Consider the following 23,849-nt stretch of genomic DNA (forward strand, 5'->3'; position numbering starts at 1 on the left):
CAACACATCGCGTCACTCAAGGAGTCAGCCATGAAAGACATCATCGACGGGTTTCTGAAGTTCCAGAAAGACGCCTATCCCGAGCGCGTCAAACTGTTCAAGGATCTGGCCAGCCAGCAGAGCCCACGTGCCCTGTTCATCTCATGCTCCGACAGCCGCCTGGTGCCGGAGCTGGTCACCCAGCGCGAACCCGGAGACCTGTTCGTCATTCGCAATGCAGGCAACATCGTGCCGTCCTACGGGCCCGAGCCTGGAGGCGTATCGGCCTCGGTCGAATACGCCGTGGCGGCCTTGCAGGTTTCCGACATCGTCATCTGCGGCCACTCCGATTGCGGCGCCATGACGGCCATCGCCACCTGCAAATGCCTGGACCACATGCCCGCAGTGGCCGGCTGGCTGCGCTACGCCGATTCCGCCCGAGTGGTTAACGAAGCCCGCAACCATTTCGGCCCGCAGGCCAAGGTCGAAGCCATGGTGCGCGAAAACGTGATCGCCCAGCTTGCCAACATCCAGACCCACCCCTCGGTGCGCCTGGCCCTGGAAGAGGGCCGCGTGACCTTGCATGGCTGGATCTACGACATCGAAAGCGGGCTGATCGAAGCCTTCGATGGCAGCACCGGCACATTCGTATCCCTCGCTGACAACCCCGAAGTGCACGCCGTTTCCCATCAACCCAAACGCGTTGCCTGAACATCTTTCAACCAAGGAGAAACACCATGATCCAATCGCAAATCAGCCAGAACGCCCGCCTTGCCCTGAGCGAAGTCATCCTTCTGGCCAAAGCCCGCAAAGACCTCTCGTTCTCCCAGATCACCGAAGGCACCGGCTTGTCCGAAGCCTTCGTCACCGCGGCACTGTTGGGCCAGCACCCGTTGCCGGCGAGCGCCGCCCGGGTGGTGGGTGACAAGCTTGGCCTCGACGCGGACGGCATCGCACTGCTGCAGACCGTGCCACTGCGCGGCAGCATTCAAAATGGTATCCCGACCGACCCGACCATCTACCGCTTTTACGAGATGTTGCAGGTGTACGGCACCACCTTGAAGGCGCTGGTTCATGAAAAGTTCGGCGACGGCATCATCAGTGCCATCAATTTCAAGCTGGACATCAAGAAAGTCGAAGACCCCGAGGGCGGCTCGCGCGCAGTGATCACCCTGGATGGCAAATACCTGCCCACCAAACCGTTCTGATTTGGCTGCAACACATGGGCTGGGCCGCAACCTCGCGGCCCAGCCACAACCTGAAGGTGATCAAAATTGAAAGCGTTGTTCGCATTGATACTCGGCGCGCTGTGCAACGTGGCGATGGCTGCTGACGTTGAGCAACAGGTCGAGCAGACACCGGTTGAACAGTACAGCTACTCCCAGCGCCTCGATATTGCTCGCGTCATTTCCATGAGCGAGGTCCCCGATGTCTGTCAGGTCGTGCCCGCTCGCATGACGTACGAAGACTCCCAAGGCAATAAGCATGTGCTTGAGTACCGCGTGATGGGCAATGGTTGCTCGAATAACTGAGCCCGGCCTTCGCAGCGCTACAGCACTCTTTATGAGGACTGAAGTTGATGGACCTTATCTTTCGAAATGTACGCATTGACGATGCCCAGCCACTGGTAGATGTGGCTGTGCGAGCAGGCAAAATCGCCGAGATCGCGCCACACATCGCCACCACGGCAGGGCGCGAAATCCAAGGCGACGGCAATGTGCTTGTCGCTGGGTTTGTCGAAGGCCACCTGCACCTGGAAAAAGCCAACGTCATGCAGCGCAAGGCCAATCGTTCCGGCACCTTGAAGGAAGCGATCGCCGTCACCGCCGAACTGAAGCCCACACTGACCCGTGAGGATATCCGCGAACGTTCGATCCAGGTGCTGCGTGCATTGGTACAAGCCGGTACCACGCATGTGCGCGCCCATGCCGAGTTCGACCCCGCCCAAGGCTTCACCGGGCTTGAAGTGGTGCTGGAGTTGCGCGAGCAGTTCCGTGAGGTGATCGACATCCAGGTCGTGGCCTTTCCGCAAGAAGGCATTCTCAAGCTGCCTGGCATGCAGGCCATGATGGCCCAGGCAATGGAGATGGGGGCTGATGTGGTGGGCGGCATTCCCTACAACGACGTGTCGCCGTTGGAGCACATTGATTTCGTCTTTGACTTGGCCAAGCGCTATGGCAAAGACATCGACTTGCACCAGGACTTCGCCGATGACGCCGAGCACATGACCATCGAGTACGTGGCACGTCGAACCATTGCCGAAGGCTACCAAGGGCGGGTCTGCGTTGGGCACCTGACCAGCCTGGCGGCCGTCTCGCCAGCGCGGCAGGCACAGGTCATCGCGTTGCTACGTGAGGCCGACATCAGCGTGATGTGCCTGCCCGCCACCGACCTGCACCTGGGGGCTCGGGGTGACAGTCATAATGTAAGACGCACCCTGACACCTGTGCGTGCGCTGCGCGACGGCGGTGTCACGGTTTGCCTGGCCACCAACAACATTCGAAACGCATTCACACCCTATGGCACTGGCGACCTGTTGCACATTGCACAACTGGCCATTCCTGCGTGCCACCTGGGCGGCGCGGATGATCAGGCCACCGTGTTGTCGATGCTCACGACAAACCCAGCCAAAGCCTTGGGGTTGAAACACCACGGTTTGGCGGTGGGCAATGATGCCGACCTGGTGCTGGTCGATTGCCGTGCCGTGGCCGATGTCATTCTCGACCTGCCGACACGGTTGATGGTGCTCAAGCGCGGCAAGGTGGTGGCAACGGCTGAGCATCGTAGGTCAGTCGCGTTTTGAGGCCATCTTGAAGATTTCGTAATCAAGCAAGCCCGTTTACGGGAAGGTCGCTCGTGAGAGGGCTACTCGAACCAACCCTTCGACTTCGGCCCTGTTAACTCGGCCACGCGAAGGGCCTTGCAGGGAGGCTATGGTGTCGAGGCACGCAGATGGGCAGGTAAGTGGGGAGTGATCAGGCCGTTGGCAATGGCACTGGCTTCAAGCTTCGCATGCTCCGTGCTCAGCAGGACATAAGCAGCTTGCAGCGTGGTGATCTTCGCTTGAATTTCGGCCATCTTGCTGGCGACCAAGGCCGCGCCTTGCGCGCAATCGATCTTGTTGCCTCGCTTGGCTGCAAGAATTTCTCCAATCTCAGCGAGGGAAAAACCGCCGCTCTGGGCGCTCTGAATAAAGGCCAGGTCAACAACCGTTTGATCGCTGTAACTGCGGTAATTGTTGGCTTGTCGTTGTGCCACGATAAGCCCGAGCTGTTCGTAATAGCGCAATGCATGCCGGCCGACGCCACTGCGGCGCTCCAACTCTCCAACGTTCACACTAAAAACTCCTTGACTGTAGAGCGCACTCTACACCTTAGCCTGCACCCATTATCCAAACCAGGAATCAGGCATGAGCGTGGAATGCTTCGTCACCGGCGGCAGTGGATTTGTGGGCCAACACTTACTGGCCCGTCTTACTGCGAAAGGGTACAAGACCTGGGTGCTTATGCGTACCCCGGGCAACATTGAGCGTCTCAGAAAACAGGTCGGTCAACTGGGCGGTAATTCTGCGTATATCCATGCCGTTGAGGGCGATATCAGCAGAGAAGGGCTTGGGCTCAGTGAGGCGGACAGGCAGTGCGTGTCTTCGGCCTCTGTGATCTTCCACCTCGCGGCGGAGTTTTCCTGGGGGCTGTCAATGGAGCGCGCCCGAGCAGTCAATGTGCAAGGGGCGCTGAGGGTCGCCAAGCTTGCGGCGAGCCAGCGCATCCGATTGCTGATGGTGGGCGGCTTCATGCTGCAAAACCTTAACCACCTGGCCAGTATCGGTGTTGATGATGAGTGCCCTGAAAACACAAACTGGCCCGCAGTCTACCGCCGTGTAGGTGGCTACGAAGGCAGCAAGATCGAGTCCCATTTTGCCGTCATCCGTTATATGCAGGATGCGGGCGCGGACTACACCATCGTTCATCCTGCTACGGTGTGTGGCCACAGCGAGAGTGGCCACATCCTGGAAGGACAGCCTCTGGCCGAACTCATTCGAAATCTGGCACAAGGTCGGTTCAAAGCGGTCCCCGGTTCCCCCAGGCACTGGTTGCCATTAGTCAGCGTCGACTACCTGGTAGCGATGATGACCTGTGTGGCCTTCGATCCCTCGATGGCCAACCGGCAGGTTCTGGCGCTCTATGAGCACACATTGAGCCTGCAGGGGATGCTTGAGCAGATCGCAAAAACGCTGGAGGTCAAGGCGCCCCGCCAGCATGTACCGATAAGGTTGCTCAGGTGGCTTTTGACGATTCCCGGACTGGCAGCACGATTTGCGATCAGCGCCGAGTCGTTGGACTTTATCCAGACGCAGCGCTTCGACATGAGTGATAGCGAGCAATTGGAACGCAAGTATCAGTTCACACATCCCGATATGGCGCGCGCGTTGGAAAAGACGGTGCACTACGTCAAGGATCACTTTCTCCACTGAGGCAGGCCAGTTGTGGTGGCTCAAAGCATACGTATGACAGCGAGCTTGCACTCGGAGCGTGTGTCACAATATGTCCGTGCCCCCCCCTATCTAAATAAGCACTCTCCGTACTCTAAAGACCCTTGACAAGGAATGTATTAATGCAAACCTATTTTGGCAAAGGCGTCCTCTTTGCACTCTGCGCCGCAGCCCTGAATGCGACAATCGGCGTACTTAGCAAGGTATTGATGAGTAGTGGATTCAGCTCCAGCAGCATCGCCTTTATTAAAACTGTTCTTGGCTGCCTTCTACTGTCAGTCCTGCTCCTGTTTCTTAAACGGTCCGCGACCACCACCAAGTGGTTTCACGCAGCCATTTGTGCCTTTCTCGGCATTTTCGTGTTGTTCCACTTTGAAACTTCGGCCTACAGCCATTACGCGGCGGCGGGCGTCGTCGTGATTCTAATGGCGAGCGCCTCCATATCATCGATTCTACTGGGACGTATCGTCCTTCACGAACCCATCACCTCCAACGCAATGGTAGGCGCCGGCTTGACGATCGCCGGTATTACGGTGATTTTTGGCGCCGACCTTGGACAAGGCTTCACGCTGCAAGGCGCAGTACTTGCTTCGATTGGCGGTTGTGGCTATGGGGCCTTTTCGGTTGCCATGAAACGGATGGGTGTATCGGGGGGGCTGCATTTCACTCGGCAACTATTGTTTTTCGGTAGTCTTTACCTGCTTATGCCGGCAGCGAACGATGGATTCATCATGGGAGAAGTGTCGCTCGTGGAGGTCATGGCATTGCTGGCTTTGGCTGCGTTACCGACCATCCTCGGTTTCTTCTGTACCACAAAGGCCATCGAGTATTTAAAGCCATCACAAGTTCAAGCGTTGGAACTGACTGAGCCGCTGTTTGCCGCGTTTTTGGCATTCATATTACTTAATGAAGTGCCGCGAGACACTTTGTACTTGGGAGCCGTGTTAATCCTCTCTGGGCTGTGTTTTTCCAACGAGCTGATCCGGTTTAGCAAGAAAGCACTACAGCAGTCTGAAGTGTAATTCGCTTCTTCAGTAAACACCCGGTTAGCACACGGTAACAGGTGCAGCACAATCCTAGCGTACAGAGTACCGACCCGACTACTGCGTTATAAATCCCCAAAATAGGCTGCCACCATTACGGTATGGTAGCTCTGGTGTTGCTCCAGTCAGGACAACAACCTGTTACATTCCGTTTGTAAGTGTGATGCTCCCAAGGAGATGTACAAGGATGACGCTACACGACTGGTTCGGTTTTTTCGCCATCGCCATGATGGTTACCCTTAGCCCAGGTCCAGGAGTGATCATGGCGCTATCTAATTCGGTGGCCTACGGTCCACGACGAGCAATGCTGGGTTCAGTTGGAAACGCCGTCGGCTTGCTGGTGATCTCGGCCACCACCAGTGCCGGGCTTTGGGTTCTGCTGCAGGCTTCAGCGACAGCCTTCCTGTCGCTCAAGGTACTCGGTGCCAGCTATCTGATCTACCTGGGAATCAAGCAGTGGAAGAACCGCACCAGCGCGTTCGACAAGCTAAACCAGACGGCCATCCATGCCACCACTAACAACAGACTGGTTTTCAACGGCGTGACTGTGGCGATGACCAACCCCAAGGCCATCCTGTTCTTCGCCGCGTTCCTGCCGCAATTCATCCGCCCGAACAGTGACTCGAACATGCAACTGGGTATTCTCGTGCTGACCTTCGCGGCCTGCTCGATCGTCTCTCACGCCCTTTATGTTGCCCTGGCTCAGGGGCTGCGTCGCAAGCTCGCATCACCGAGCCGTGCACTGTTGATGAACCGGCTGTTCGGCGTCTCTTTCGTAGCGCTGGGGGCGAGCCTGTTTACAGTTCAGGCCAAGGTTGCCTGAGTATTGCTTATCGCCCGCGAAGTGTTACGACATCTAGGTGGCCGTCCGGCCCTATGCCGACGAGACTGGCAGTAATCAGTCCAGGAAATCCGCTAGGGGCCGAAAGCAATCAATCGTGAATGGCCTCTAACGACCCGTAGCTGCCATTGCGATGGTGCTGCTCTTGCTCATTTTTCGAGGCTGGCGCGAACCTTGTGGGAGCGGGTTTACCCGCGAAGCAGGCGACGCGGAGGGTGGTACGGGCTTCGCTCGTGTTCGCGGCGGTTCGACGCCTCGATAAACCCGCTCCCACAGAGATCACCTCTGGCATGACTGTCAGCTTTGGGTCGATCGGGGTCAGTCACCCTACAAGGCATGCGCCCCTGTTACCGCGAGGCATCCGGATAAATTGATGTCGAGTGGTCTACTGCAAAAACCTGAACTTCAACCAGGTATCCCTCTCCCAGATCGGCCCCGACGCAAGCACGCACTGGCTTCGGATAGCCCAGCAGCCAGGCATCGTAAACCTCGTTGACCTGTTCGAAATGGCGGTAATCGGCCAGCCAGATCTGCACGCGGGTCAACTGCTCCTTGCCGACGTTGGCCTCAGCCATAAGCGCATCGATGGTGGCCAGCACTTGCCGCAGTTGCCCCTGAACATCCTCAAGCCTGTTGTCTGCTGCCACTCCGGCGGTCTCGAACACGCCCCGGTAACTGACTGCCAGGGACATTCTGTCCCCGGACGCTAAACGTGTGATCACAGGTGTTTCGCTCCTTCGCCAGCGGCATAGCACCGGGTAGTGCTGTGAGCGCGCCTACCCGGTCAAGGCCACCGAGGTGAATGATGGTGTCCTGAACATCAACCGAGCTGGTTGATGCACACCACTTTGGGCTGGGTCATGTCTTCATAGGCAAAGCGCACCCCCTCGCGGCCCAGGCTGCCGTATTTGGAGCCGCCGAAGGGCATGGCATCGAACCGATAGTCAGAGGAGTCGTTGATCATCACGCCACCAGCCTCTATCCGCCGCGCCAGGTGCAGTGCCTTGGCCAGGTCCCGGGTGAAGACGCCGGCGTGCAAGCTGTACTCCGGCGAATTCGCCCACGCAACCGCCTGGTCGATGTCGTCGAAGGGCGCCAGCATTACCACCGGCGCGAACGCCTCTTCACGCCACAGCCGGCTGCCGTGGTCAACCTGTTCCAGGACCGTTGGCGCGTAGGTGGCGCCTTGGCGCTGATGGCCACAGAGCAGCTGCGCACCCTCTTGCAGCGCCTGGTTCACGCATTCTTCAACCCGCCGCGCAGATGCTTCGTTGATCATCGGCCCCATGTCGGTTTCGCGCCGGCCCGGATTGCCCAGCACCATCGCACGGGTGAGCTCGACGAAGCGATCACGGAAGGCCGCATAGATCGAGGCGTGGACCAGGATGCGCTGGGTGCCGATGCAGTTCTGCCCGGCTGCCCAGAACGCACCGGATACGCAGGATTCCACCGTCGCATCCAGGTCGCAGTCTTCGAGCACCAGCACCGGGGCGTTGCCGCCCAGGTCCATGGCGAGCTTCTTCAGGCCAGCACCGCGGGCAATTTGCTCGCCGGTGGCAAAGCCGCCGGTGAAGGAGATCATGCGCACATCACGCAGGGCGACCAACGCCTTGCCCAGCTCGGCCCCGCCCGTGGCTACGGTCACCACAGCCTCCGGCAAGCCGGCATCGACCAGGTACTGCACCAGCTTGAGCGCAGAAAGCGGGGTCAGCTCCGATGGTTTGAGGATCACCCCGTTGCCCCCGGCAATCGCGGGCCCCAGCTTGTGCGCCACGAGGTTGAGTGGGTCGTTGTACGGCGTGATGGCCAGGATCAGCCCCAAGGGCTCACGGGTGAACCAGCCCTGGCGCGACTCCGAGCCTTCGTAGGCATCGAAAGGCACCACCTCGCCCGCGTTGCGCCGGGCTTCTTCGGCCGACAACCGGAGGGTGTTGATGCAGCGCTTCACCTCTTTTTCGGCCTGGCGCAGGGTCTTGCCTGCCTCGTCGACGATCAGGCCCGCGAAGTCTGGCGCATCGCGCTCGATCAGCCGGGCGGCCTGTTCAAGGATGCCGGCTCGGCGGTGTCGGGGCAGGGCGGCGCTGTCTTTGACGCCTTGGCGGGCGCGGGCGAGCAGGCCGGGCACTGCGTGCTCGCCCAGGTTGGCAACGCTGCCAACCAGGCTGCCGTCGTAGGGGCTGAACACGTCGATCAGGCCAAGCGTCTGGAGGGGGGCGCGCTGCACGGAAGTCAGGTTCATGAGCGTCGCTCCTCAGGCCGAGTGGCTGGAAGTGTGGATGGCGAGGATGTCCGACTGCAGGGCAAAAGCCGTCTCAATGCGCCCCGCACCAGGGCCGGATACCGTCACCGCACCCAGCAACTCGGTTTCGAAGGCGATGGCGTTGGTAGCGCCGGTAATCCCCGCCAGGGGATGGCTGCCCGGCAGCAAGCGGGCCTGCACACTGGCTCGCACCGAACCGTCCGCTTCGCGGCGAGCGGCGCCGATCAGCTTCCAGTGCTCGCCCGACGCCTTGGCCCGCTCGACATCCTCGCAAGTGATCGCGCTGATACCGCTGCAGGCGACATCGCTGACCTGAAGGCACGCACCCAGCAACTCATTGGCGAGAATGACCACTTTAAGGCGTACGTCATGGCCTTCCACGTCGGCGGTCGGGTCCGCTTCGGCGTAACCCAGTTCTTGCGCCTTGGCCACGGCTTCGGCAAAGCCCAGGCCTTCTCCCATGCGGGTCAGGACGTAGTTGGAAGTGCCATTGAGGATGCCTTCGAAACCCACTAGGCCCGAGCCTGCCAAGGTGTGCCGGGCCATGCGCAGCACCGGCGTGCCACTCATCACTGAGCCTTCGTACTCGAACGACACGCCATTGGCCTTGGCCAGCGCCTTGAGTGCCTGGGCATGCAGGGCGATCGGCCCCTTGTTGGTGGTGACCACGTGCTTCCCCGCTTCCAGTGCCCAGCGGCAGAAGGTGGCCGCGGGCTCACCATCTTTCGGGTTGGTGAAGGTGGCCTCGGCGATGATGTCGGCCCCCGACTGCTTGATCACCGACTCGTTGAACGCCTCTGCCGAGCCTTGAGGAAGCTGCGCCAGGGCGCCTTTGCTGGTTGGTAGCGCGGCCAGGGTGGCTGCATCCAGGCCGTTGCGGTCGATCACCGAACCGAGGAACAGGTCGGTCACACCGACGATCTTCAGGCCAAAGCCCAGCTCCTGCTGCCAGCACAGGTTGCGCTCGGCGATCAATTGGGCCAGGGCACGGTTCACACCGCCAAAGCCTACGAGTGCAATTTTGTATTCGGTCATGGGTTGTTGTCCTTCTCAGGCGTTGGTTGATGGGGACAGCCTAAGAGCCCGGCCATGCCAGTTGAATATGGCAATGCGCTGTATTTATTGGCCAATCTGGCCAGTGCCGGAGGCGCGCATTCGCGCCTGCAAAAACGACCACGCCGCCGGGGCTCGGGCCCAGGCGGCGTGGTGGTGGCAAGAGGGAGGGCGCTTACGGTCAGCTCAGATCACGCTCGACAACACGAACGAGGTCACTGTGTTCTCCACCCCCGGCATCGCGGCAATTTCCCGCCAGACGTGGTGCACCCGTTCCGGGCTTGCGGCCTCGATGCGCAGCAGCAGATCGAACTCGCCGCTCAGCACCTGGCACTGCACCACTTCCGGAATCTGCCGCAGCGCGTCGAGCACAGCGTCACCGCGCATGCGGTCGTAGCGGTAGACGAACACCAGCGCATTGATCAGCGACGCGGGCCGGCGCCCCTCGCCGATGCGCAAGGTGTAACCCTGGATGGCACCGTCGCGCTCCAGGCGCTCGATGCGTTGGCGCACCGCATTGCGCGACAGGTTGACCTTCTGCCCCAGCTCGGCGTGGGCGATACGTGCATTGGCCGTGAGCTCGGCGAGGATGCGCTCGTCCAAGGGGTCGAGGATGCGCTTCATCGAGCGGCCTGCAACGCGGTCAATACCCCGTGCAAGCCTGTCAGGTCATCCTGGGCCAGCAGCGGACCGTCCGGGGTTGCCACCGCGTACGCTGGCATCGCCCCTTGCCAGGCACCCAATTCGGCCAGCAGCGGCGCCGATTTTTCAGGGGCGAACTGCCCCAGGGTCACGATCGGGGCGCCGATATTGCGCCGGTGCAGGCGCCCGGCGAAGGCACCCGTGGCGGTATGCGGGTCTACCGCACTGCCGGTTTGCTGGAACAGCGTGGTGATTTCTTCGCGGATCGAGGCATCGTCCACCGCATAGGAGTCGAACAGCATGCGGGCCTGCAACCACTGGCGGTTGCCGATGCTCAATTCGCCACAGGCCTCGAAGTGCTCCATCAGCGCCCGCGTCGCCTCGCCGTCGCGCTCGTACAACTCCCAGACGAAGCGTTCGAGGTTGGAGAACAGCGAAAAGTCCATGGCGGGCGACAAGGTCCGGCTGGTCGAGACCCGGCTGTAGCGGTTGCAATGGATGAACCTGTGCAGGGCGTCATTGCGGTTGGTGGAGACGATGATCTGATTGATCGGCAGCCCCATCTTCTGCGCGATGAAGCCTGCGTAAATCTCGGCAAAACTGGCCGTGGGGATACTGAAGCCCACCGGGCGTGTGCCCCCGCCCAGCTGCAGCGCAGCATGGAAATAGAAAACTATCTGTGCCAGTACCCCGACCCAGTTGGTCGAATTGAAACTGATCGGTATCAGCGCCGGGCAGGGCCATTCGCGCAGCAACCGGGTGACCAGCGACTGGCAATCGTCGAAGCTGCCGTTCACCGCCACGCAACTGACGCTGCCCGAGTCGGCGCCGCGCATCACCGCCGCGCGGTCCGCCGGGGTGCCGGCCTGCGGATACAGCGCCAGCAGGCGGGCCGTAGGGCAGTGGCGCAAGGCATCGATCGCGGCCACGGCCGTGTCGCCATTGCTGGCGCCCACCCACATCACACGCTCACAGTTCTGGCCCAGGAAGTGCCTGATGAGCCGTGCCTGCAACTGCGCGGCAAAGTCCTTGGAGGATCGGGTTGGCCCGTGGAACAGCTGCATGATCCACTCGTTGTGGCCGATCTGCTGCAGCGGGGCGATCGCACGGTGCGCGAAGCCACGGTAGCTGTCGCTGACCAGCGCCCGTAACGTCGGCTCATCGAGGGTATCCCCTACAAAAGGTGCAATGACCCGCCAGGCCAGTTCGTCGAACGGCAGCCAGGACCAGCTGGCAATTTCCTGAGGGCTGAATTGCGGCAGCGACGCGGGCACGAACAACCCGCCATCCTCTGCCAGCCCTGAAAGCAGCGCCGTGCGAAAGTCAACTCGTGTCTCGCTGCCACGCGTGGTTGTGTACTGCATCGTTGCTCCAAATGACTCGTGATTAGCGTTGCGCCATGGCCACCAGCCAGTGGCTGAAGGCCTGGGCGTCTGCGGGCAGCGCCTCACCCAGGCCGCGCACCAGGTAGAACGACTCGCTGGCTTCGATGCGCTGGGCGAACGGCGCTACCAGGCGGCCTTCCTGTAACAGGTCCTCGGCCAGGGACGAGCGCGCCAGGGCCACCCCCAGCCCCAGCTCCGCCATGCGCAAGGTGGACACCAAGGTGTCGAACTGCAGGCCGCTCGAAGAATCGACGCCCTCGGCGCCGACCCGCTCCAACCAGTACCCCCAGCCTTCCTCGTAACCCAGCACATGCAGCAGTGGCAGGCCTGCCAGGTCGCGGGGCTCGCGCAGCGGGCAGCTGGCGATCAGGGCGGGCGAGCAGACCGGCACCAGCAGGTCCCGGGTCAGGCGCTGCGCCTCGACGCCAGGCCATTCGCCATTGCCCCAGCGAATCTCCAGGTCATCCTCGGCATCGAGCTCCTTGACCCACAGGTTGCTGATGTAGCGGATGTCCACCTGCGGATGCGCCCGGCGAAAGTCAGCCAGCCGCGGTGCCAACCAGAAGTGCAGGAACGACAGGCTGCCGCGCACCTTCAAGGGCCGTCGCTGGCGTTGCCCGAAGATCTCGTTGGTACCTACCGCCAGGCGGCTGATGGCGTCCTGCACCACCGGCAGGTAGGACTGCCCCTCTTCGGTCAACCCCAGCCCCCGGGGCAGGCGCTTGAACAGCGCCACCCCCAGCTGGCTCTCCAGGTGACGGATCTGTTGGCTCACCGCCCCCTGGGTGAGGTGCAGCTCCTCGGCGGCATGGGTGAAGTTCAGGTAGCGCGCCGACACTTCGAAGGCCCGTAGCCAGTTCAAGGGGGGCAAGGTTTTCTGGCTCAATGGAAGCTCCTCATGGCGACTGGTTCAGTGGCCCAGTATCACCTTGCTCAGGCGGCCTCGGTAGCCGCCTCGGCCATGTGCTGCGCACCCTGGCGACGCTGGCGATATTTGCAGGTCAGCCAGTACATGAAGTAGCACCAGGCAATGAACGGCAAGCCGAAGTACAACGCCACACGCTGAGCGGGGTCGAAGGCGATGCCCACGCAGGCCAGCAGGCAGCAGAACAGCGCGGCCAGGGGCACGAAGGGGTAGCCGCGCACGCGGAACTTGAGGTCTTCGAGCTTGCCGCCCGTGGCGATGTAGTGCCGGCGGAAGGCGATCTGGCTGGCCGCGATGCTCATCCACACCACCACCACCGCCAGCCCGGAGATCGACACCAGGGCAAGGTAAATGGTGTCGGGAGCGAACACGCCGCTGAGCAGCGAAGCCATGCCGCCCGCCATGCTCAAAACGATGGCGTTGAACGGCGTGCCGCGGCGTGACAGTGCAGCGAACTTGCGCGGCATGTTGCCTTGGTCGCTGAGGGTCCAGAGCATCCGCGCGGCGGCATACAGCCCGGAGTTAGCGGCAGACAGCAGCGCGGTGATGATGACGAAGTTCATGATGTCGGCGGCGTAGGGAATACCGATCATCTCGAACACCATCACGAACGGGCTTTCCACAAGCCCGGCCTGCTCGCGGGGCAACAGGGTGGCCAACACGAAAATGGTGCCGATGAAGAACAGCGCCAGGCGCAGCACCGTGGTGCGGATGGCCTTGGGCACGTTCTTTTCAGGGTCCCGGGTTTCGCCGGCGGCAATGCCGATCAGCTCGGTGCCGGAGAAGGCGAAGGACACGGCCAGCAAGGTCATGGCGATGGACCAGAAGCCGGTGGGGAACAGCCCTTCACGGGTGAAGTTGCCCAACCCGACACTGTGCGCCTGCTTGATGTCGAACACGCCCAGGATGGCGCCGCCACCGATGACCAGGAAGGCGACGACCGCAAGCACCTTGACCAACGACAACCAGAATTCCGTCTCGGCGAATGCCCGCACGGAAATGATGTTGGTGATGAACACCGCCGCGCCAAACAGCGCGCTCCACATCCATACCGGTGTGTCCGGGAACCAGCGCACCATGAGTATGCCGGCGGCGGTGAATTCCGAACCGATGGCGACCGTCCAGGTCAGCCAGTACATCCAGGCCACCATGTAGCCGGTGCCAGGCCCGAGGTAGCGGGTTGCGTAACTGCTGAAAGAGCCGACTTCCGGCATCTGCACGGCCAGTTCACCCAGGCACATCATCACCAGGTAAACCATTACCGCACCGATGATGTAGGCAATCACCGCGCCTAGCGGTCCCGCCTGGTTGACGGTATAGCCAGAGGTCAGGAACAGGCCGGTGCCGATGACGCCACCCAGTGCCAGCATGACGATGTGGCGGGTTTGCATATCCTGTTTGAAGGCATGCGCCGGGGCATTTTTGTTTGTGGTTATCTGCACGGACATTGTTGGAGTCTCATGAAAGTTGGCGGGCAAGGGCGTGCTACGACCTCGTCTTGGCAGCGCGAATCGAAATGCCTTGCATGTTGTTATTGTTCGACTTCATGAAGAGGCACCCGCCGCGGCGGGCGAGTGCCTTGGGACAAGCTTCAGGCCTGTTGCTGGATCGGGCGGCCGGCCTCCTCGGCGCCACAGTGCGGGTCAGCCTGCCGCGCGAGTTCCGCGCGTACCGCGGCGCAGGCTTGGGCCAAGTCGGCCAGCAAGTCGTCGGTGTCCTCGATACCCACGGAAATACGCACCAGGCCCTCTGAAATCCCCAGCGCCTGGCGCTCTTCCAGGGTGTTTTCGACGTGGCTGGTGGTGCGCGCCGGGCCGTAGATGGTTTCCACCGCCCCGAGGTTGCCGGCCCGATGGGCGTACTCGAGGCGTGGCAACAGACGGGCCACGGTGTCCATGCCGCCTTTGAGCACAAAGCTCACGATGGCGCCGAAACCGCGCATCTGCGCCTTGGCGATGGCGTGGCCGGCGTGCTGTGGCAAGCCGGGGTAATTCACCGTTTCCACCAGCGGCTCGTTGCACAGGTACTCGGCCAAGGCCTGGGCACTGGCCTGTTGCTGACGCAGTCGAAGGGCCAAGGTCTTGATGCCACGGATGATCAGGTAGGCCGAGAACGGGTCCAATGATGCACCGTTGATTTCCCGGTAATGCCGCACCTGCGCCATCAGGTGCTCGGCACCACAGACCACACCACCCAGCACGTCGCCATGGCCGGACAGGAACTTGGTGGCACTGTGCACCACCACATCCACGCCCAGAGCCAGCGGGTTCTGGTTCAGCGGTGTAGCAAAGGTGTTGTCGGCCACCACCAGGGCACCTACTTTGTGCGCAGCAGCGCTCAGGCGGCGAATATCCAGCACCTTGAGCGTCGGGTTGGTGGGCGTTTCCAGGTACAGCAGATCGCAGCCGGCAGCGATTTCGCGCTCCAGGGCTGCGGTATCCAGGGTGTCGCACAGGCACACCTGCACGCCCATGCGCGGCAGGAATTCCTCGAAGATCTTGTTCGTACCGCCGTAGCTGTCGCGGGTCGACACCACCCGTTTTCCGTTCGCCAGAAAGGTGTGCAGCACCGCGCTGATTGCGGCCATACCACTGCTGAAGGCCACGGCCGACTCGGACTGCTCCAGCCCGCAAAGCTTGGCCTCCAGCGTGGCGACGGTCGGGTTGCTCATGCGGCTGTAGATGTAGCCCGGCAGCTTGCCCTGCGCCACGTCGTACCAGGCGTCGATGTCCTGATAGCCATACGCGGCACTGACCACGATCGGGGTCTGCGTCGCGTTGTAGGGGTGCTGGCCTTGCTCGCCACTCCACACCACCCGTGTGCCGACGCCCGCACCAGCAATGCCTGCAACCGCTTCGTTCTTGTTCATATCCAGTTCCTGCACGACTGTGATGACCACCCCGATGCCGGGGCGTTTCGTGGGGACTATAGGGGGAGGGCCTGGAACTGAAAAACGATGTATCTGGGGGCTCAGTAGCGTTTTTTTTAATGGCTGTGCCCCGAGGGATCTGAGTCAGAGGGCAGCGCTGTCGGAGATGGGCAGCCATCGGCATGCTCGACCAGCCATTGCAGGCTCTGGCGCGACGAGCCTGTCACCACCAGCGGGATACGCCTAGCAACATACCTGGGCAGCGGCCTTGCAGTGCCGAGTTGCCCCAGCGGCGAGTCGATCGGCCCGGGTTGCTCGGCCAGCAGCCGGCGCAAGTAGTCCACGCACTGCGCAAAGCGCTCGCCACGGTCGTCGTGGTCCAGCCTGTATGCGGGGATCCAATACCAGCAACTCTGATGACGCTCCAGAATACTGGAATGGAATCTATGTTCTCTGGGGCGAGAATAGAGGGCAGGAGTGGCAAGCTAAACTAAATATCGAAGCCTGGTGCATTGCAGTGATCCGATTCAACAGAGAAATCCAAAAGAAAGTAAATTCGATTCATATGCCCAAATATGATGAGTTATTTATTTGGCGGAGCTTGAGCACCATTGCTTTCAAACTATCACGCCCCGATCAGATCCGGTTCGATCTGTTTTCCTTGGGCCGATAGCGAACGACTGTGAAGGCCTATTTGGGGTGGCGAAGGGTGGCCACTTGCGAACGACCGCTATCGACCCATAGCTGACAGTCATGCCAGAGGTGATCTCTGTGGGAGCGGGTTTATCGAGGCGTCGAACCGCCGCGAACACGGGCGAAGCCCGTGCCACTCTCCGCGTCGCCTGCTTCGCGGGTAAACCCGCTCCCACAAGGTTCGCGCCAGCCTGGAAAAATGAGCAAGAGCAGCACCATCGCATTGGCAGCTTTGGGTCGATTGCTGCCATTCAAAGCCTGCACATACCCCAACCCATCAGGTAGAAGACTCATCGCCGCCTCGGGTAATGTGGCCGTTTCTAAAATGGATTTCGCCATGAAAGACTCACGACAGTCGGAAACTGATTTTCCCCAGATCGCAGCACGGCTGAACAACCGTCGATTCTCGGTAGCCAGTAACACCCAAGGGTTATCGGGTGCCGGCACGGTCTTCCATTATTCAGTCGACGATGGTGCCATCAACAGCACTTACCAAGGCGGACGGATCCGTACAGGTAATCAGGTAGGCCGCGTGACAGGCCCCGATACCATCGAGCTGCTTTTCCAGTGTTTGACCACCGAGGGCGAGCTTCTTGCCGGCTGGTCCCGGGGTACGGTGGGCGTTGATCAAGCAGGCCGCACGACCCTGCACTTTGTCTGGGGTTGGTTATCTGGCGCCACTGGAGGGGGGGAGTCCAATTACGTCGAGCTGATCGATTAGTACAACGCCGACCTGTTTGGCTCGTGCGCGCTCTGCGCGTCAGGAGCCAGCCTCGGTCCAGGACTCAAACCGCACCCGAGCAACCCCCACGCTTGCCCACCTCCCGCATCCACCGCCGATACTGCCGCGTGCGCAGCGCATTGGCCAATTGCTGCAACACCAATGCCCGCAACGGCGACACCTGCGGATCCGGCGCTCGCCCAAGGCTCAGCCGACGCAGCTGGAACTTGACCGCCGCCATGTTGGCCAGCGAGGCCAGCGCCTTGTTCTTCCAGGTGATCGGCCGTAACTGCGGCGCCGGGTCGACGCCACGCTGCCAGTCGTTGGGCAGGCTTGGGGCGATGGCCAGGGCCGAGCCGATGCCGACCATCTCCACGCCACTGGCTACTACCTGTTGGGCGACCGGCAGGCGGCGTATGCCGCCGGTGACCATCAGCGGCATCTGCGCGACCTGGCGGATGTCGCGGGCGAAGTCGAGGAAGTAGGCCTCGCGGGCGAGGGTGCGGCCGTCGCGGGCTTCGCCTTGCATGGCCGGGGCTTCGTAGCTGCCGCCGGACAGTTCGATCAGGTCGACCCCCTGGCCGTTGAGCAGCGCTACCACCTGGCGGGCGTCGTCGGCGCTGAAGCCGCCGCGCTGGAAGTCGGCGGAGTTGAGCTTGACCGCCACCGCAAAGCCGGGTGAAACCACCTTGCGCACTGCTTTCACCACCTCCAGCAACAGGCGGGCGCGGTTTTCCAGCGGGCCGCCCCATTCATCGGTGCGGGTGTTGCTCAGCGGGGAGAGGAACTGGCTGAGCAGATAGCCGTGTGCGGCGTGAATTTCGACGCCGGTGAAACCGGCCTGCTCTGCCAGCTGGGCGGTCCGGGCGAAGCGGGCGATCACCTCGTCGATGATGGGGGCGGTCATCGCCCGTGGGGTGCCGAAGTGCTTGGACATGCTGCCCAGTTCCAACGGCACGGCCGAGGGGGCCCAGGTCTGCTGGCCGAGGTTGGCCTGCATCTGCCGGCCGGGGTGGTTGATCTGCATCCAGAACTGCGCGCCCCGCGAGCGGCCGACCCGCGCCCAGCGTTTGAACGGCTCCAGTTGCGCATCGTGCTCCAGCACCACGCCGCCCGGGCCAGTCATGGCGCGGCTGTCGATCATCACGTTGCCGGTAATCAGCAGGCCGGCGCCACCGTCGGCCCAGGCCTGGTACAGGCGCATCAGGCGCTCGGAGGGAGCCTGGTCGGTCTGCGCCATGTTCTCTTCCATGGCGGCCTTGGCGATACGGTTCGGCACAAGCGAACCATTGGGCAGGGTGAGCGCAGCGAACACATTCATGGCAAGGGCCTCGAGGGGGAGTGGCTCGACCTTAAGCTTAAAGGCAACTTTAAGGTCAACAGTTTTTGTGGGATAACGCGTCTTGGGCGATGCCATCGCCCAGTGAACGCATTCAGTGAGGTGAGTGATGAAAATCGGTGAACTGGCCAAGCGCAGCGGCCTGGCGGCGTCGCGTATCCGCTTCTACGAGGCCAGCGGGCTGATCAAGGCGGTCGAGCGCCGGGCCAATGGCTACCGCGACTATGGGCCAGAGGCGGTGTGGATCCTGGAGATCATCACCGGTGCCCAGCGCGCTGGCTTTTCGCTGGAAGAGATTCGCCACCTGCTGCCGGTGGGGCCCAATGCCTGGCGCAAGGACGGCCTGCTCGACGGCCTCAAGCGCAAGGTGGCCGAGATCGAAGCCATGCAGCAGCGCTTGGCGCAGAGCAGGGCGCAGTTGCTGATAGCCATCGACAGCATCGAGAACCGGCCCGAGGGCATGCCCTGCGACGACAACACCCAGCGGGTGCTGGAGCGCCTGCGCGAGGAAAGCGCAGGGGCGGCCAAGGCTCATCGGGTTGTGGAGTGAGCCTTGGATGAACGCTTGACCTTGAAGTTGAGTTGAACCTTAGAGTGATTGACGCGGGCTGATCATCGGCACGCCCCCTCGGCTGCCCGGCGGGTCAATCTTCGAGAAAGGTCAAGCAGATATGGACAGGCGATACACCCAGGTCGAGTTCGGCACGCAGCAGGTCGAGGTGCTGGAAGGGGGGTACTACGACCGCTTCCGGATGAACCCTGACCTTGACCAGGTCGCGCGCGACCCGGCCGCCGGAGACATCACATTCTTCCGGCGCATCCCCAAGCAGCTGGTGCAGTCCCGGGTCGGGCCGGTCTGGGCGCCGAATTTCTATTACCGCTCTGCCTGCATCCAGCTGTTGTACCTGGCCCCCCTCGGGCGCCTGCGGGCAAGCCTGCCGGTGGCTCTGGAACCCTTGAGCCCGTTGCCCGGGTATGGCTTGGTGGCGCTGAATTTCTTTTCCTATGGGGTGTGCGACAACGATCCCTACGACGAGGTGTCCGTGGCCATCGTCATCCGCCGCCCTGGTGCCCGAGGGCCCCACGCGCTGGAGTTGCTGGATGCGATGCGGCGGCGCAGTTTCTTCGCCCATGTGCTGGCGCTGCCGGTCAACACCGAGATCGCCCGGGTGCGTGGGGTGCTGGGCTATCAGTTGCCCAAGTGGCGCACGCCGATCGAGGTGGATATCGGCACCAGCGTGCAGGCGCGGATCGCCGCCGCCGACGGCAGGCCGGACCTGAGCCTGCAGGCGCCGTTGCCCGTGCTGCGCACGCTGGCATCGCAATCGAGGATGGGCACGACGACCATGGTCCATCAGGTCGACGGCCAATGGCAGCAGACCCAGGTGCTGACCAATCCGCTGTCCTTTGCCCAGCGCCTGCTGCCTCGGGGCGTGAAACTGGTACGCCATGGCGGCCCGTTGAGCCAGTTGCTCGACGGGCTGGGGGCATCGACCCTGGTGCGGTTGGATGTGGTCAAGGAGGCGCAGGTGGTACTGTACCTGCCCGCGCCTTTGGCTGGGCTGGGACAGGCCGGTCAGCGGCGATAGTAGCGACGGTCATCGTAGTAGCGATCCTGCCGGGCGCGGTCGTGATAACGCTCCCAGTTGTGCCGCCGTTCCATTTCGCGGCGGTATTGCTCACGGCGCCACTGCTCTTTGCGCCATTGCTCGCGGCGCCAGTCTTCGCGGCGGTCATGCCAGCGGTCATCACGGTAGTAGCGGTCGTCATGGGCCAGCAGCGTTGCGGGCTGCTCGGCGACCGTGCTGGCCAGGCTCGGCCAGGGGTTGACGGGAGCCGGGACCTGGGGCGCCGCCAGTTCGCCAGTGTGCACAGGGCTAGGCGTCTTCATCGGCGAAGCGCTCGCCGAGCCCACTGCCACAAGGGCGAACAGGCCAAGCAGCAGCATGCGTGGGGTAGGTAGTTTCATGGGTGAAGACAGCCTCTGAAAGACAGTTGAAGGTGTGGCCAGCCGCCCGCGTCAGCGTTTCGCTTCGGGCTTGTGCAGATAGACCGGCAAAAAGGAAAAAGTTCTGGGGCCGGCCGCTTTTATAGCCATGGCTGGAAACCCTTGGCACACTGGAGCGCACTCTGCAGCCAATAGAATTCCTACCGCCATGCCAAGCGCATTCCCCTCGCTACCTTCACTCAACGCCCTGCGCATGTTCGAGGTGGTCGCCCGCCACCTGAACTTCCGCCTCGCCGCCGAGGAGCTGGGCGTCACCCAGGCGGCCGTGGCCCAGCAGATTCGTGGCCTGGAGGCCAGCCTGAACATCCGCCTGTTCGAGCGCCTGCCCCGTGGGCTGGGCCTGACCGACGCCGGACGCGCCTACAGCTCCAGCGTGCGCGGCGCATTGGCGATGATCGATGAGGCGACCCGGCTGCTGCGCCCTCAGCCCTCGCAGCTCACGGTCAGCGTGACACCGAGTTTTGCGGCGAAATGGCTGATCCCCAGGCTCGGCGATTTCGCCGAAAGCAATCCGGACATCGACCTGCGCCTGCTTGCCGGCGACCGGCTGTCGCACTTCCAGACCGATGGCGTCGACCTGGCCGTGCGCTATGGCCAGCCACCGTTCGGCGCGGGGCTCAATGCCGAGCTGTTGATGGAGCAGAGGCTGGTGGCGGTGGCCAGCCCGCAGTTGTTGGCGGAAAAAGGCGTACCGGCAACCTTTGCGGCGCTGCAGGGGTTTGTCGCGCTGCACGACGCCCATGACTTCTGGCCCGCGTTCACGGCGGCGCTGTTCCCCGGGCAGGGGCCGGGGACGGCACGCAACCTGCGCTTCAACCAGACCTCACTGGCGATCGACGCAGCCGCGGGCGGGCAGGGCATCGCGCTGGCCAGCCACGCCTTCGTCAAGGACGATATCGCCGCCGGCAGGCTGGCCCAGGTGTTCCCCCTGCAGCTACAGCTGGACAAGGCGTTCTACCTGGTGTGGCCGCGCAAGGCGCAACAGCCTGCTGCACTGGCAGTGGTCAAGGCTTGGCTGAAAGAACAGGCAGGCGATAGCTGAGCTACTGGCTTGCGAAAGCTTGGCTGTCTCCCTCGATGGCTGCACGGCTGCTAGGGTGAGTGGGTACCTGTAGGAGCGGCCTTGTGCCGCGAATGGGCCGCAAAGCGGGCCCGACGATTTTGCATTATTCCGAAATCCTGGGGCCGCTACGCAGCCCTTTCGCGGCGCAAGGCCGCTCCTACACAGGCGAAGATGGCAGCACGGGTAATGCAGCCTGGCGCCCTCGAACCATCATGTTTTTGTTCAATCCAGGAGGCAGCATGTCAGAACAGAAAGTAGCAATCATCACCGCCGGCGGCAGCGGCATGGGCGCGGCCGCGGCCCGGCGCCTGGCCGCCGACGGCTTCAAGGTCGGCATCCTGTCGTCGTCGGGCAAGGGCGAGGCGCTGGCCAATGAACTGGGCGGCATCGGCGTGACCGGCAGCAACCAGTCGGTCGAAGACCTGCAACGCCTGGTCGACGCGGTCATGGCCAAGTGGGGCCGGGTGGATGTGCTGGTCAACAGCGCCGGCCACGGCCCCCGCGCGCCGATCCTGGAAATCAGCGACGAAGACTGGCACAAGGGCATGGAAGTGTACCTGCTCAACGTGATCCGCCCGGCGCGGCTGGTAACGCCGATCATGCAGCGCCAGCAGGGCGGGGTGATCATCAATATCTCCACCGCCTGGGCCTTCGAACCCAGCGACATGTTCCCCACCTCGGCGGTGTTCCGCTCGGGGCTGGCGGCGTTCAGCAAGGTCTTCGCCGACACCTACGCAGCCGACAACGTGCGCATCAACAACGTGCTGCCTGGCTGGATCGACAGCCTGCCGAAAACCGAGCAGCGCCGCGACATGGTGCCGATGAAGCGCTATGGCACCAGCGAGGAAATCGCCGCCACCATCGCCTTCCTGGCCAGTGACGGCGCGGCCTACATCACCGGGCAGAACATCAAGGTCGATGGTGGTTTGACCCGCAGCGTGTGAAACACGCGTCTGGATGCAAATGAATGATAAGTATTACCATGTGCGACTTTCATTCATTTGCCGCCGGAGATTCGCGCCATGAACCCAGCCAACCGCCATGTCGTCGGCGATCTCTACCTGCGGCACCACAGCTGGGTAGTGAGCATGCTGCGCAACCGGTTGGGTAACCGCGAGCAGGCGCTGGACCTGGCCCAGGACACCTTCGTCAGGCTGTTGCGTAGCGAGCTGCCGACGCAGTTGCGTGAGCCACGCGCCTACCTGGCGACCATCGCCGGGCGCCTGTGTCTGCAGCACTTTCGCCGCCAGGCGCTGGAGCGCGCCTACCTGGACAGCCTGGCGCTGCTGGAACCGCAGCATCAGCCCTCGGAGGAAACCCGCCTGCTGGTGCTCGAAGCGCTGGATGCGGTGGGGCAGGTGCTCGATGGCCTGGGCAGCCGCGTGCGCGAGGTGTTCCTGCTGTCGCAACTCGACGGCCTGACCTACGCGCAGATCGCCGAGCGTCAAGGTTTGACAGTTAATGTGGTGCAGAAAGCCATGCTCAAGGCCTATCGGCACTGCTACGCGTCGGTGTACGGCGAATGAGGCCGCAACAGGCAGATGCGCAACGGCTGGACCCGGCTGTGGTCGAGCAGGCCATGCTGTGGATGGTGCGCCTGCAGTCGGGGGCCAGCAGTGAGGCCGAGCGGCTGGCCTGCCAGCGCTGGCGCCAGGCGAGCGCGGCCCACGAACTGGCCTGGCAGCGCCTGGATGGCCTGGGCCAGGGCCTGCGTAACGGTACTCATGGCGTGCCGGCGGCGCGCAGCCTGCTGCAGGCGCGCACCCGGGTGTCGCGGCGTGCCTTGCTCGGCGGGCTGGCTGGGGCCGGGGTGCTGCTAGCCAGCGGCTATGGCGTGCATCAGCGCAGCGTGCTGCCGACGCTGTTCAGCGACTACGGCACTGCCACCGGTGAGCGGCGCAGTTGGCGCCTGGCCACGGGGCTGACGGTACAGCTTGATACGGGTAGTGCACTGGATGGCGATCAGGTGGCCGGTCAGCAGGTGCTGACGCTCAACCGTGGGCGCGTGCTGGTGGAAACCGGGCAGGGTGCCGGCATCAGTGTGCGTGCGGGGCAGGCGCGGATCCTGTCGGGCGTGGGGGCACGGCTGGTGGTTCAGCAGCAGGTGGCCGCCACCCTGGTGCAGGTGCTCGACGGCAGGGTGTTGGTGGAAGACGGGCAGGGTCTGCGTGCCGGGCTGGAAGGCGGTTGGCAGCAGCTGTTCGCGGCAACGGGCGCTGGCAGCGTGACGCCATTGCCGGTGGGCGCAGCGGCCTGGACCCAGGGGCAACTGGTGGCCGAGCGCATGGCACTGGGCAGTGTGTTGGCCGACCTGGACCGCTATCGCAAAGGGGTATTGCGCTGCGATCCGCGGGTGGCCGGGTTGCAAGTCAGCGGCACCTTCTCGCTGGACCAGCCGGAGGCCAGCCTGGACCTGCTGGCCGAGGTGTTGCCGGTGCGGGTGCAACGGGTGCTGGGTTACTGGGCCACGGTAGTGCCGGCCTGAATTTCACCGCGCAAAAATACTTGCCCATGCCCGGCAGGTTTTCATTTCTCG

Annotated in this window: 26 protein-coding genes and 1 pseudogene; 14 read left to right on the forward strand and 13 right to left on the reverse strand. The window is 62.6% G+C overall.

Annotated features, from left to right (window positions below):
- Positions 1–30 precede the first annotated feature (30 nt).
- The 4 genes from ABE459_RS08820 to ABE459_RS08835 all read left to right on the forward strand — a co-directional run bounded on the left by ABE459_RS08820 (position 31) and on the right by ABE459_RS08835 (position 2,782).
- Positions 31–690 carry a carbonic anhydrase gene (locus tag ABE459_RS08820; RefSeq protein WP_110993676.1) on the forward strand — a complete coding sequence of 220 codons (660 nt, stop codon included), beginning with the start codon at positions 31–33 and terminating at the stop codon, positions 688–690.
- Positions 691–716: 26 nt separating this feature from the next.
- A complete protein-coding gene (cynS, locus tag ABE459_RS08825) occupies positions 717–1,187 on the forward strand; it encodes a cyanase (RefSeq protein WP_323831254.1) in 471 nt (156 codons plus the stop codon).
- A gap of 66 nt (positions 1,188–1,253) precedes the next feature.
- The gene (locus ABE459_RS08830) at positions 1,254–1,511 is read left to right on the forward strand and encodes a DUF2790 domain-containing protein (RefSeq protein ID WP_125463603.1); all 258 of its coding nucleotides are present in this window, start codon (positions 1,254–1,256) and stop codon (positions 1,509–1,511) included.
- A 47-nt stretch (positions 1,512–1,558) separates the two neighbouring features.
- Entirely contained in the window at positions 1,559–2,782 is a 1,224-nt protein-coding gene (locus ABE459_RS08835; RefSeq protein WP_258706232.1) for an amidohydrolase family protein, read from the forward strand.
- Positions 2,783–2,910: 128 nt separating this feature from the next.
- On the opposite strand, the gene ABE459_RS08840 is transcribed toward ABE459_RS08835, so the two are convergent.
- Positions 2,911–3,315 carry a MerR family transcriptional regulator gene (locus ABE459_RS08840; RefSeq protein WP_125463605.1) on the reverse strand — a complete coding sequence of 135 codons (405 nt, stop codon included), beginning with the start codon at positions 3,313–3,315 and terminating at the stop codon, positions 2,911–2,913.
- 73 nt (positions 3,316–3,388) lie between these two features.
- On the opposite strand from ABE459_RS08840, the gene ABE459_RS08845 reads away from it, so the two are divergent.
- The 3 genes from ABE459_RS08845 (at position 3,389) to ABE459_RS08855 (ending at position 6,337) form a co-directional block, all read left to right on the forward strand.
- On the forward strand, positions 3,389–4,453 hold the full coding sequence (locus tag ABE459_RS08845; protein ID WP_323831253.1) for an SDR family oxidoreductase: 1,065 nt from the start codon (positions 3,389–3,391) through the stop codon (positions 4,451–4,453).
- A 140-nt stretch (positions 4,454–4,593) separates the two neighbouring features.
- Positions 4,594–5,493, forward strand: a complete 900-nt coding sequence (locus ABE459_RS08850) for an EamA family transporter (RefSeq protein WP_125463607.1) — start codon at positions 4,594–4,596, stop codon at positions 5,491–5,493.
- 208 nt (positions 5,494–5,701) lie between these two features.
- Positions 5,702–6,337 (forward strand): LysE family transporter, encoded by a 636-nt coding sequence (locus tag ABE459_RS08855; protein ID WP_323831252.1) that lies wholly within the window; start codon positions 5,702–5,704, stop codon positions 6,335–6,337.
- 365 nt (positions 6,338–6,702) lie between these two features.
- On the opposite strand, the gene ABE459_RS08860 is transcribed toward ABE459_RS08855, so the two are convergent.
- The 10 genes and pseudogenes from ABE459_RS08860 to ABE459_RS08905 all read right to left on the reverse strand — a co-directional run bounded on the left by ABE459_RS08860 (position 6,703) and on the right by ABE459_RS08905 (position 16,521).
- Complete coding sequence (locus ABE459_RS08860; RefSeq protein ID WP_323831251.1) at positions 6,703–7,077, reverse strand: RidA family protein; 375 nt, start codon at positions 7,075–7,077, stop codon at positions 6,703–6,705.
- Positions 7,078–7,175: 98 nt separating this feature from the next.
- Positions 7,176–8,594 carry an aldehyde dehydrogenase family protein gene (locus tag ABE459_RS08865; RefSeq protein WP_125463610.1) on the reverse strand — a complete coding sequence of 473 codons (1,419 nt, stop codon included), beginning with the start codon at positions 8,592–8,594 and terminating at the stop codon, positions 7,176–7,178.
- A 12-nt stretch (positions 8,595–8,606) separates the two neighbouring features.
- Positions 8,607–9,650 carry a homoserine dehydrogenase gene (locus ABE459_RS08870; RefSeq protein WP_323831250.1) on the reverse strand — a complete coding sequence of 348 codons (1,044 nt, stop codon included), beginning with the start codon at positions 9,648–9,650 and terminating at the stop codon, positions 8,607–8,609.
- A 204-nt stretch (positions 9,651–9,854) separates the two neighbouring features.
- Entirely contained in the window at positions 9,855–10,292 is a 438-nt protein-coding gene (locus ABE459_RS08875; RefSeq protein ID WP_125463612.1) for an Lrp/AsnC family transcriptional regulator, read from the reverse strand.
- A complete protein-coding gene (locus tag ABE459_RS08880; RefSeq protein ID WP_323831249.1) occupies positions 10,289–11,674 on the reverse strand; it encodes a threonine synthase in 1,386 nt (461 codons plus the stop codon). The genes ABE459_RS08875 and ABE459_RS08880 overlap by 4 nt, the downstream gene beginning before the upstream one ends.
- 22 nt (positions 11,675–11,696) lie before the next feature.
- Entirely contained in the window at positions 11,697–12,581 is an 885-nt protein-coding gene (locus ABE459_RS08885) for a LysR substrate-binding domain-containing protein (RefSeq protein WP_125463614.1), read from the reverse strand.
- A 47-nt stretch (positions 12,582–12,628) separates the two neighbouring features.
- Complete coding sequence (locus ABE459_RS08890) at positions 12,629–14,068, reverse strand: amino acid permease (RefSeq protein WP_323831248.1); 1,440 nt, start codon at positions 14,066–14,068, stop codon at positions 12,629–12,631.
- 143 nt (positions 14,069–14,211) lie between these two features.
- A complete protein-coding gene (locus ABE459_RS08895) occupies positions 14,212–15,489 on the reverse strand; it encodes a cystathionine gamma-synthase family protein (protein WP_125463616.1) in 1,278 nt (425 codons plus the stop codon).
- Between the two features lie 206 nt (positions 15,490–15,695).
- Positions 15,696–15,884: pseudogene (locus tag ABE459_RS08900) on the reverse strand (LLM class flavin-dependent oxidoreductase); the annotation flags it as partial.
- A gap of 388 nt (positions 15,885–16,272) precedes the next feature.
- Positions 16,273–16,521, reverse strand: a complete 249-nt coding sequence (locus tag ABE459_RS08905) for a hypothetical protein (protein WP_323831247.1) — start codon at positions 16,519–16,521, stop codon at positions 16,273–16,275.
- Between ABE459_RS08905 and ABE459_RS08910 the strand changes: the two genes are divergently transcribed.
- Positions 16,520–16,903, forward strand: a complete 384-nt coding sequence (locus ABE459_RS08910; protein WP_125463617.1) for a hypothetical protein — start codon at positions 16,520–16,522, stop codon at positions 16,901–16,903. The two genes, ABE459_RS08905 and ABE459_RS08910, sit on opposite strands and share 2 nt — an antisense overlap.
- Positions 16,904–16,967: 64 nt before the next feature.
- Here ABE459_RS08910 and ABE459_RS08915 read toward each other — a convergent pair whose 3' ends face one another.
- Positions 16,968–18,224: an NADH:flavin oxidoreductase/NADH oxidase family protein gene (locus tag ABE459_RS08915; protein ID WP_258706240.1), complete on the reverse strand. Its 1,257-nt coding sequence runs from the start codon at positions 18,222–18,224 to the stop codon at positions 16,968–16,970.
- Between the two features lie 127 nt (positions 18,225–18,351).
- On the opposite strand from ABE459_RS08915, the gene ABE459_RS08920 reads away from it, so the two are divergent.
- Complete coding sequence (locus ABE459_RS08920) at positions 18,352–18,792, forward strand: MerR family transcriptional regulator (RefSeq protein WP_125466182.1); 441 nt, start codon at positions 18,352–18,354, stop codon at positions 18,790–18,792.
- Positions 18,793–18,913: 121 nt separating this feature from the next.
- A complete protein-coding gene (locus tag ABE459_RS08925; protein WP_323831246.1) occupies positions 18,914–19,831 on the forward strand; it encodes an acetoacetate decarboxylase in 918 nt (305 codons plus the stop codon).
- On the opposite strand, the gene ABE459_RS08930 is transcribed toward ABE459_RS08925, so the two are convergent.
- The gene (locus ABE459_RS08930) at positions 19,819–20,211 is read right to left on the reverse strand and encodes a hypothetical protein (protein ID WP_323831245.1); all 393 of its coding nucleotides are present in this window, start codon (positions 20,209–20,211) and stop codon (positions 19,819–19,821) included. The genes ABE459_RS08925 and ABE459_RS08930 overlap by 13 nt on opposite strands.
- 187 nt (positions 20,212–20,398) lie before the next feature.
- On the opposite strand from ABE459_RS08930, the gene ABE459_RS08935 reads away from it, so the two are divergent.
- The 4 genes from ABE459_RS08935 to ABE459_RS08950 all read left to right on the forward strand — a co-directional run bounded on the left by ABE459_RS08935 (position 20,399) and on the right by ABE459_RS08950 (position 23,798).
- The gene (locus ABE459_RS08935) at positions 20,399–21,292 is read left to right on the forward strand and encodes a LysR substrate-binding domain-containing protein (protein WP_323831244.1); all 894 of its coding nucleotides are present in this window, start codon (positions 20,399–20,401) and stop codon (positions 21,290–21,292) included.
- A 260-nt stretch (positions 21,293–21,552) separates the two neighbouring features.
- Positions 21,553–22,257, forward strand: a complete 705-nt coding sequence (locus ABE459_RS08940; protein ID WP_323831243.1) for an SDR family oxidoreductase — start codon at positions 21,553–21,555, stop codon at positions 22,255–22,257.
- A gap of 78 nt (positions 22,258–22,335) precedes the next feature.
- On the forward strand, positions 22,336–22,839 hold the full coding sequence (locus ABE459_RS08945; protein WP_125858253.1) for a sigma-70 family RNA polymerase sigma factor: 504 nt from the start codon (positions 22,336–22,338) through the stop codon (positions 22,837–22,839).
- Complete coding sequence (locus ABE459_RS08950) at positions 22,836–23,798, forward strand: DUF4880 domain-containing protein (RefSeq protein WP_323831242.1); 963 nt, start codon at positions 22,836–22,838, stop codon at positions 23,796–23,798. The genes ABE459_RS08945 and ABE459_RS08950 overlap by 4 nt, the downstream gene beginning before the upstream one ends.
- Positions 23,799–23,849 lie beyond the last annotated feature (51 nt).

Origin of the sequence: Pseudomonas sp. TWI923 (assembly GCF_039673365.1) — a bacterium.
Classification (GTDB): domain Bacteria; phylum Pseudomonadota; class Gammaproteobacteria; order Pseudomonadales; family Pseudomonadaceae; genus Aquipseudomonas; species Aquipseudomonas sichuanensis.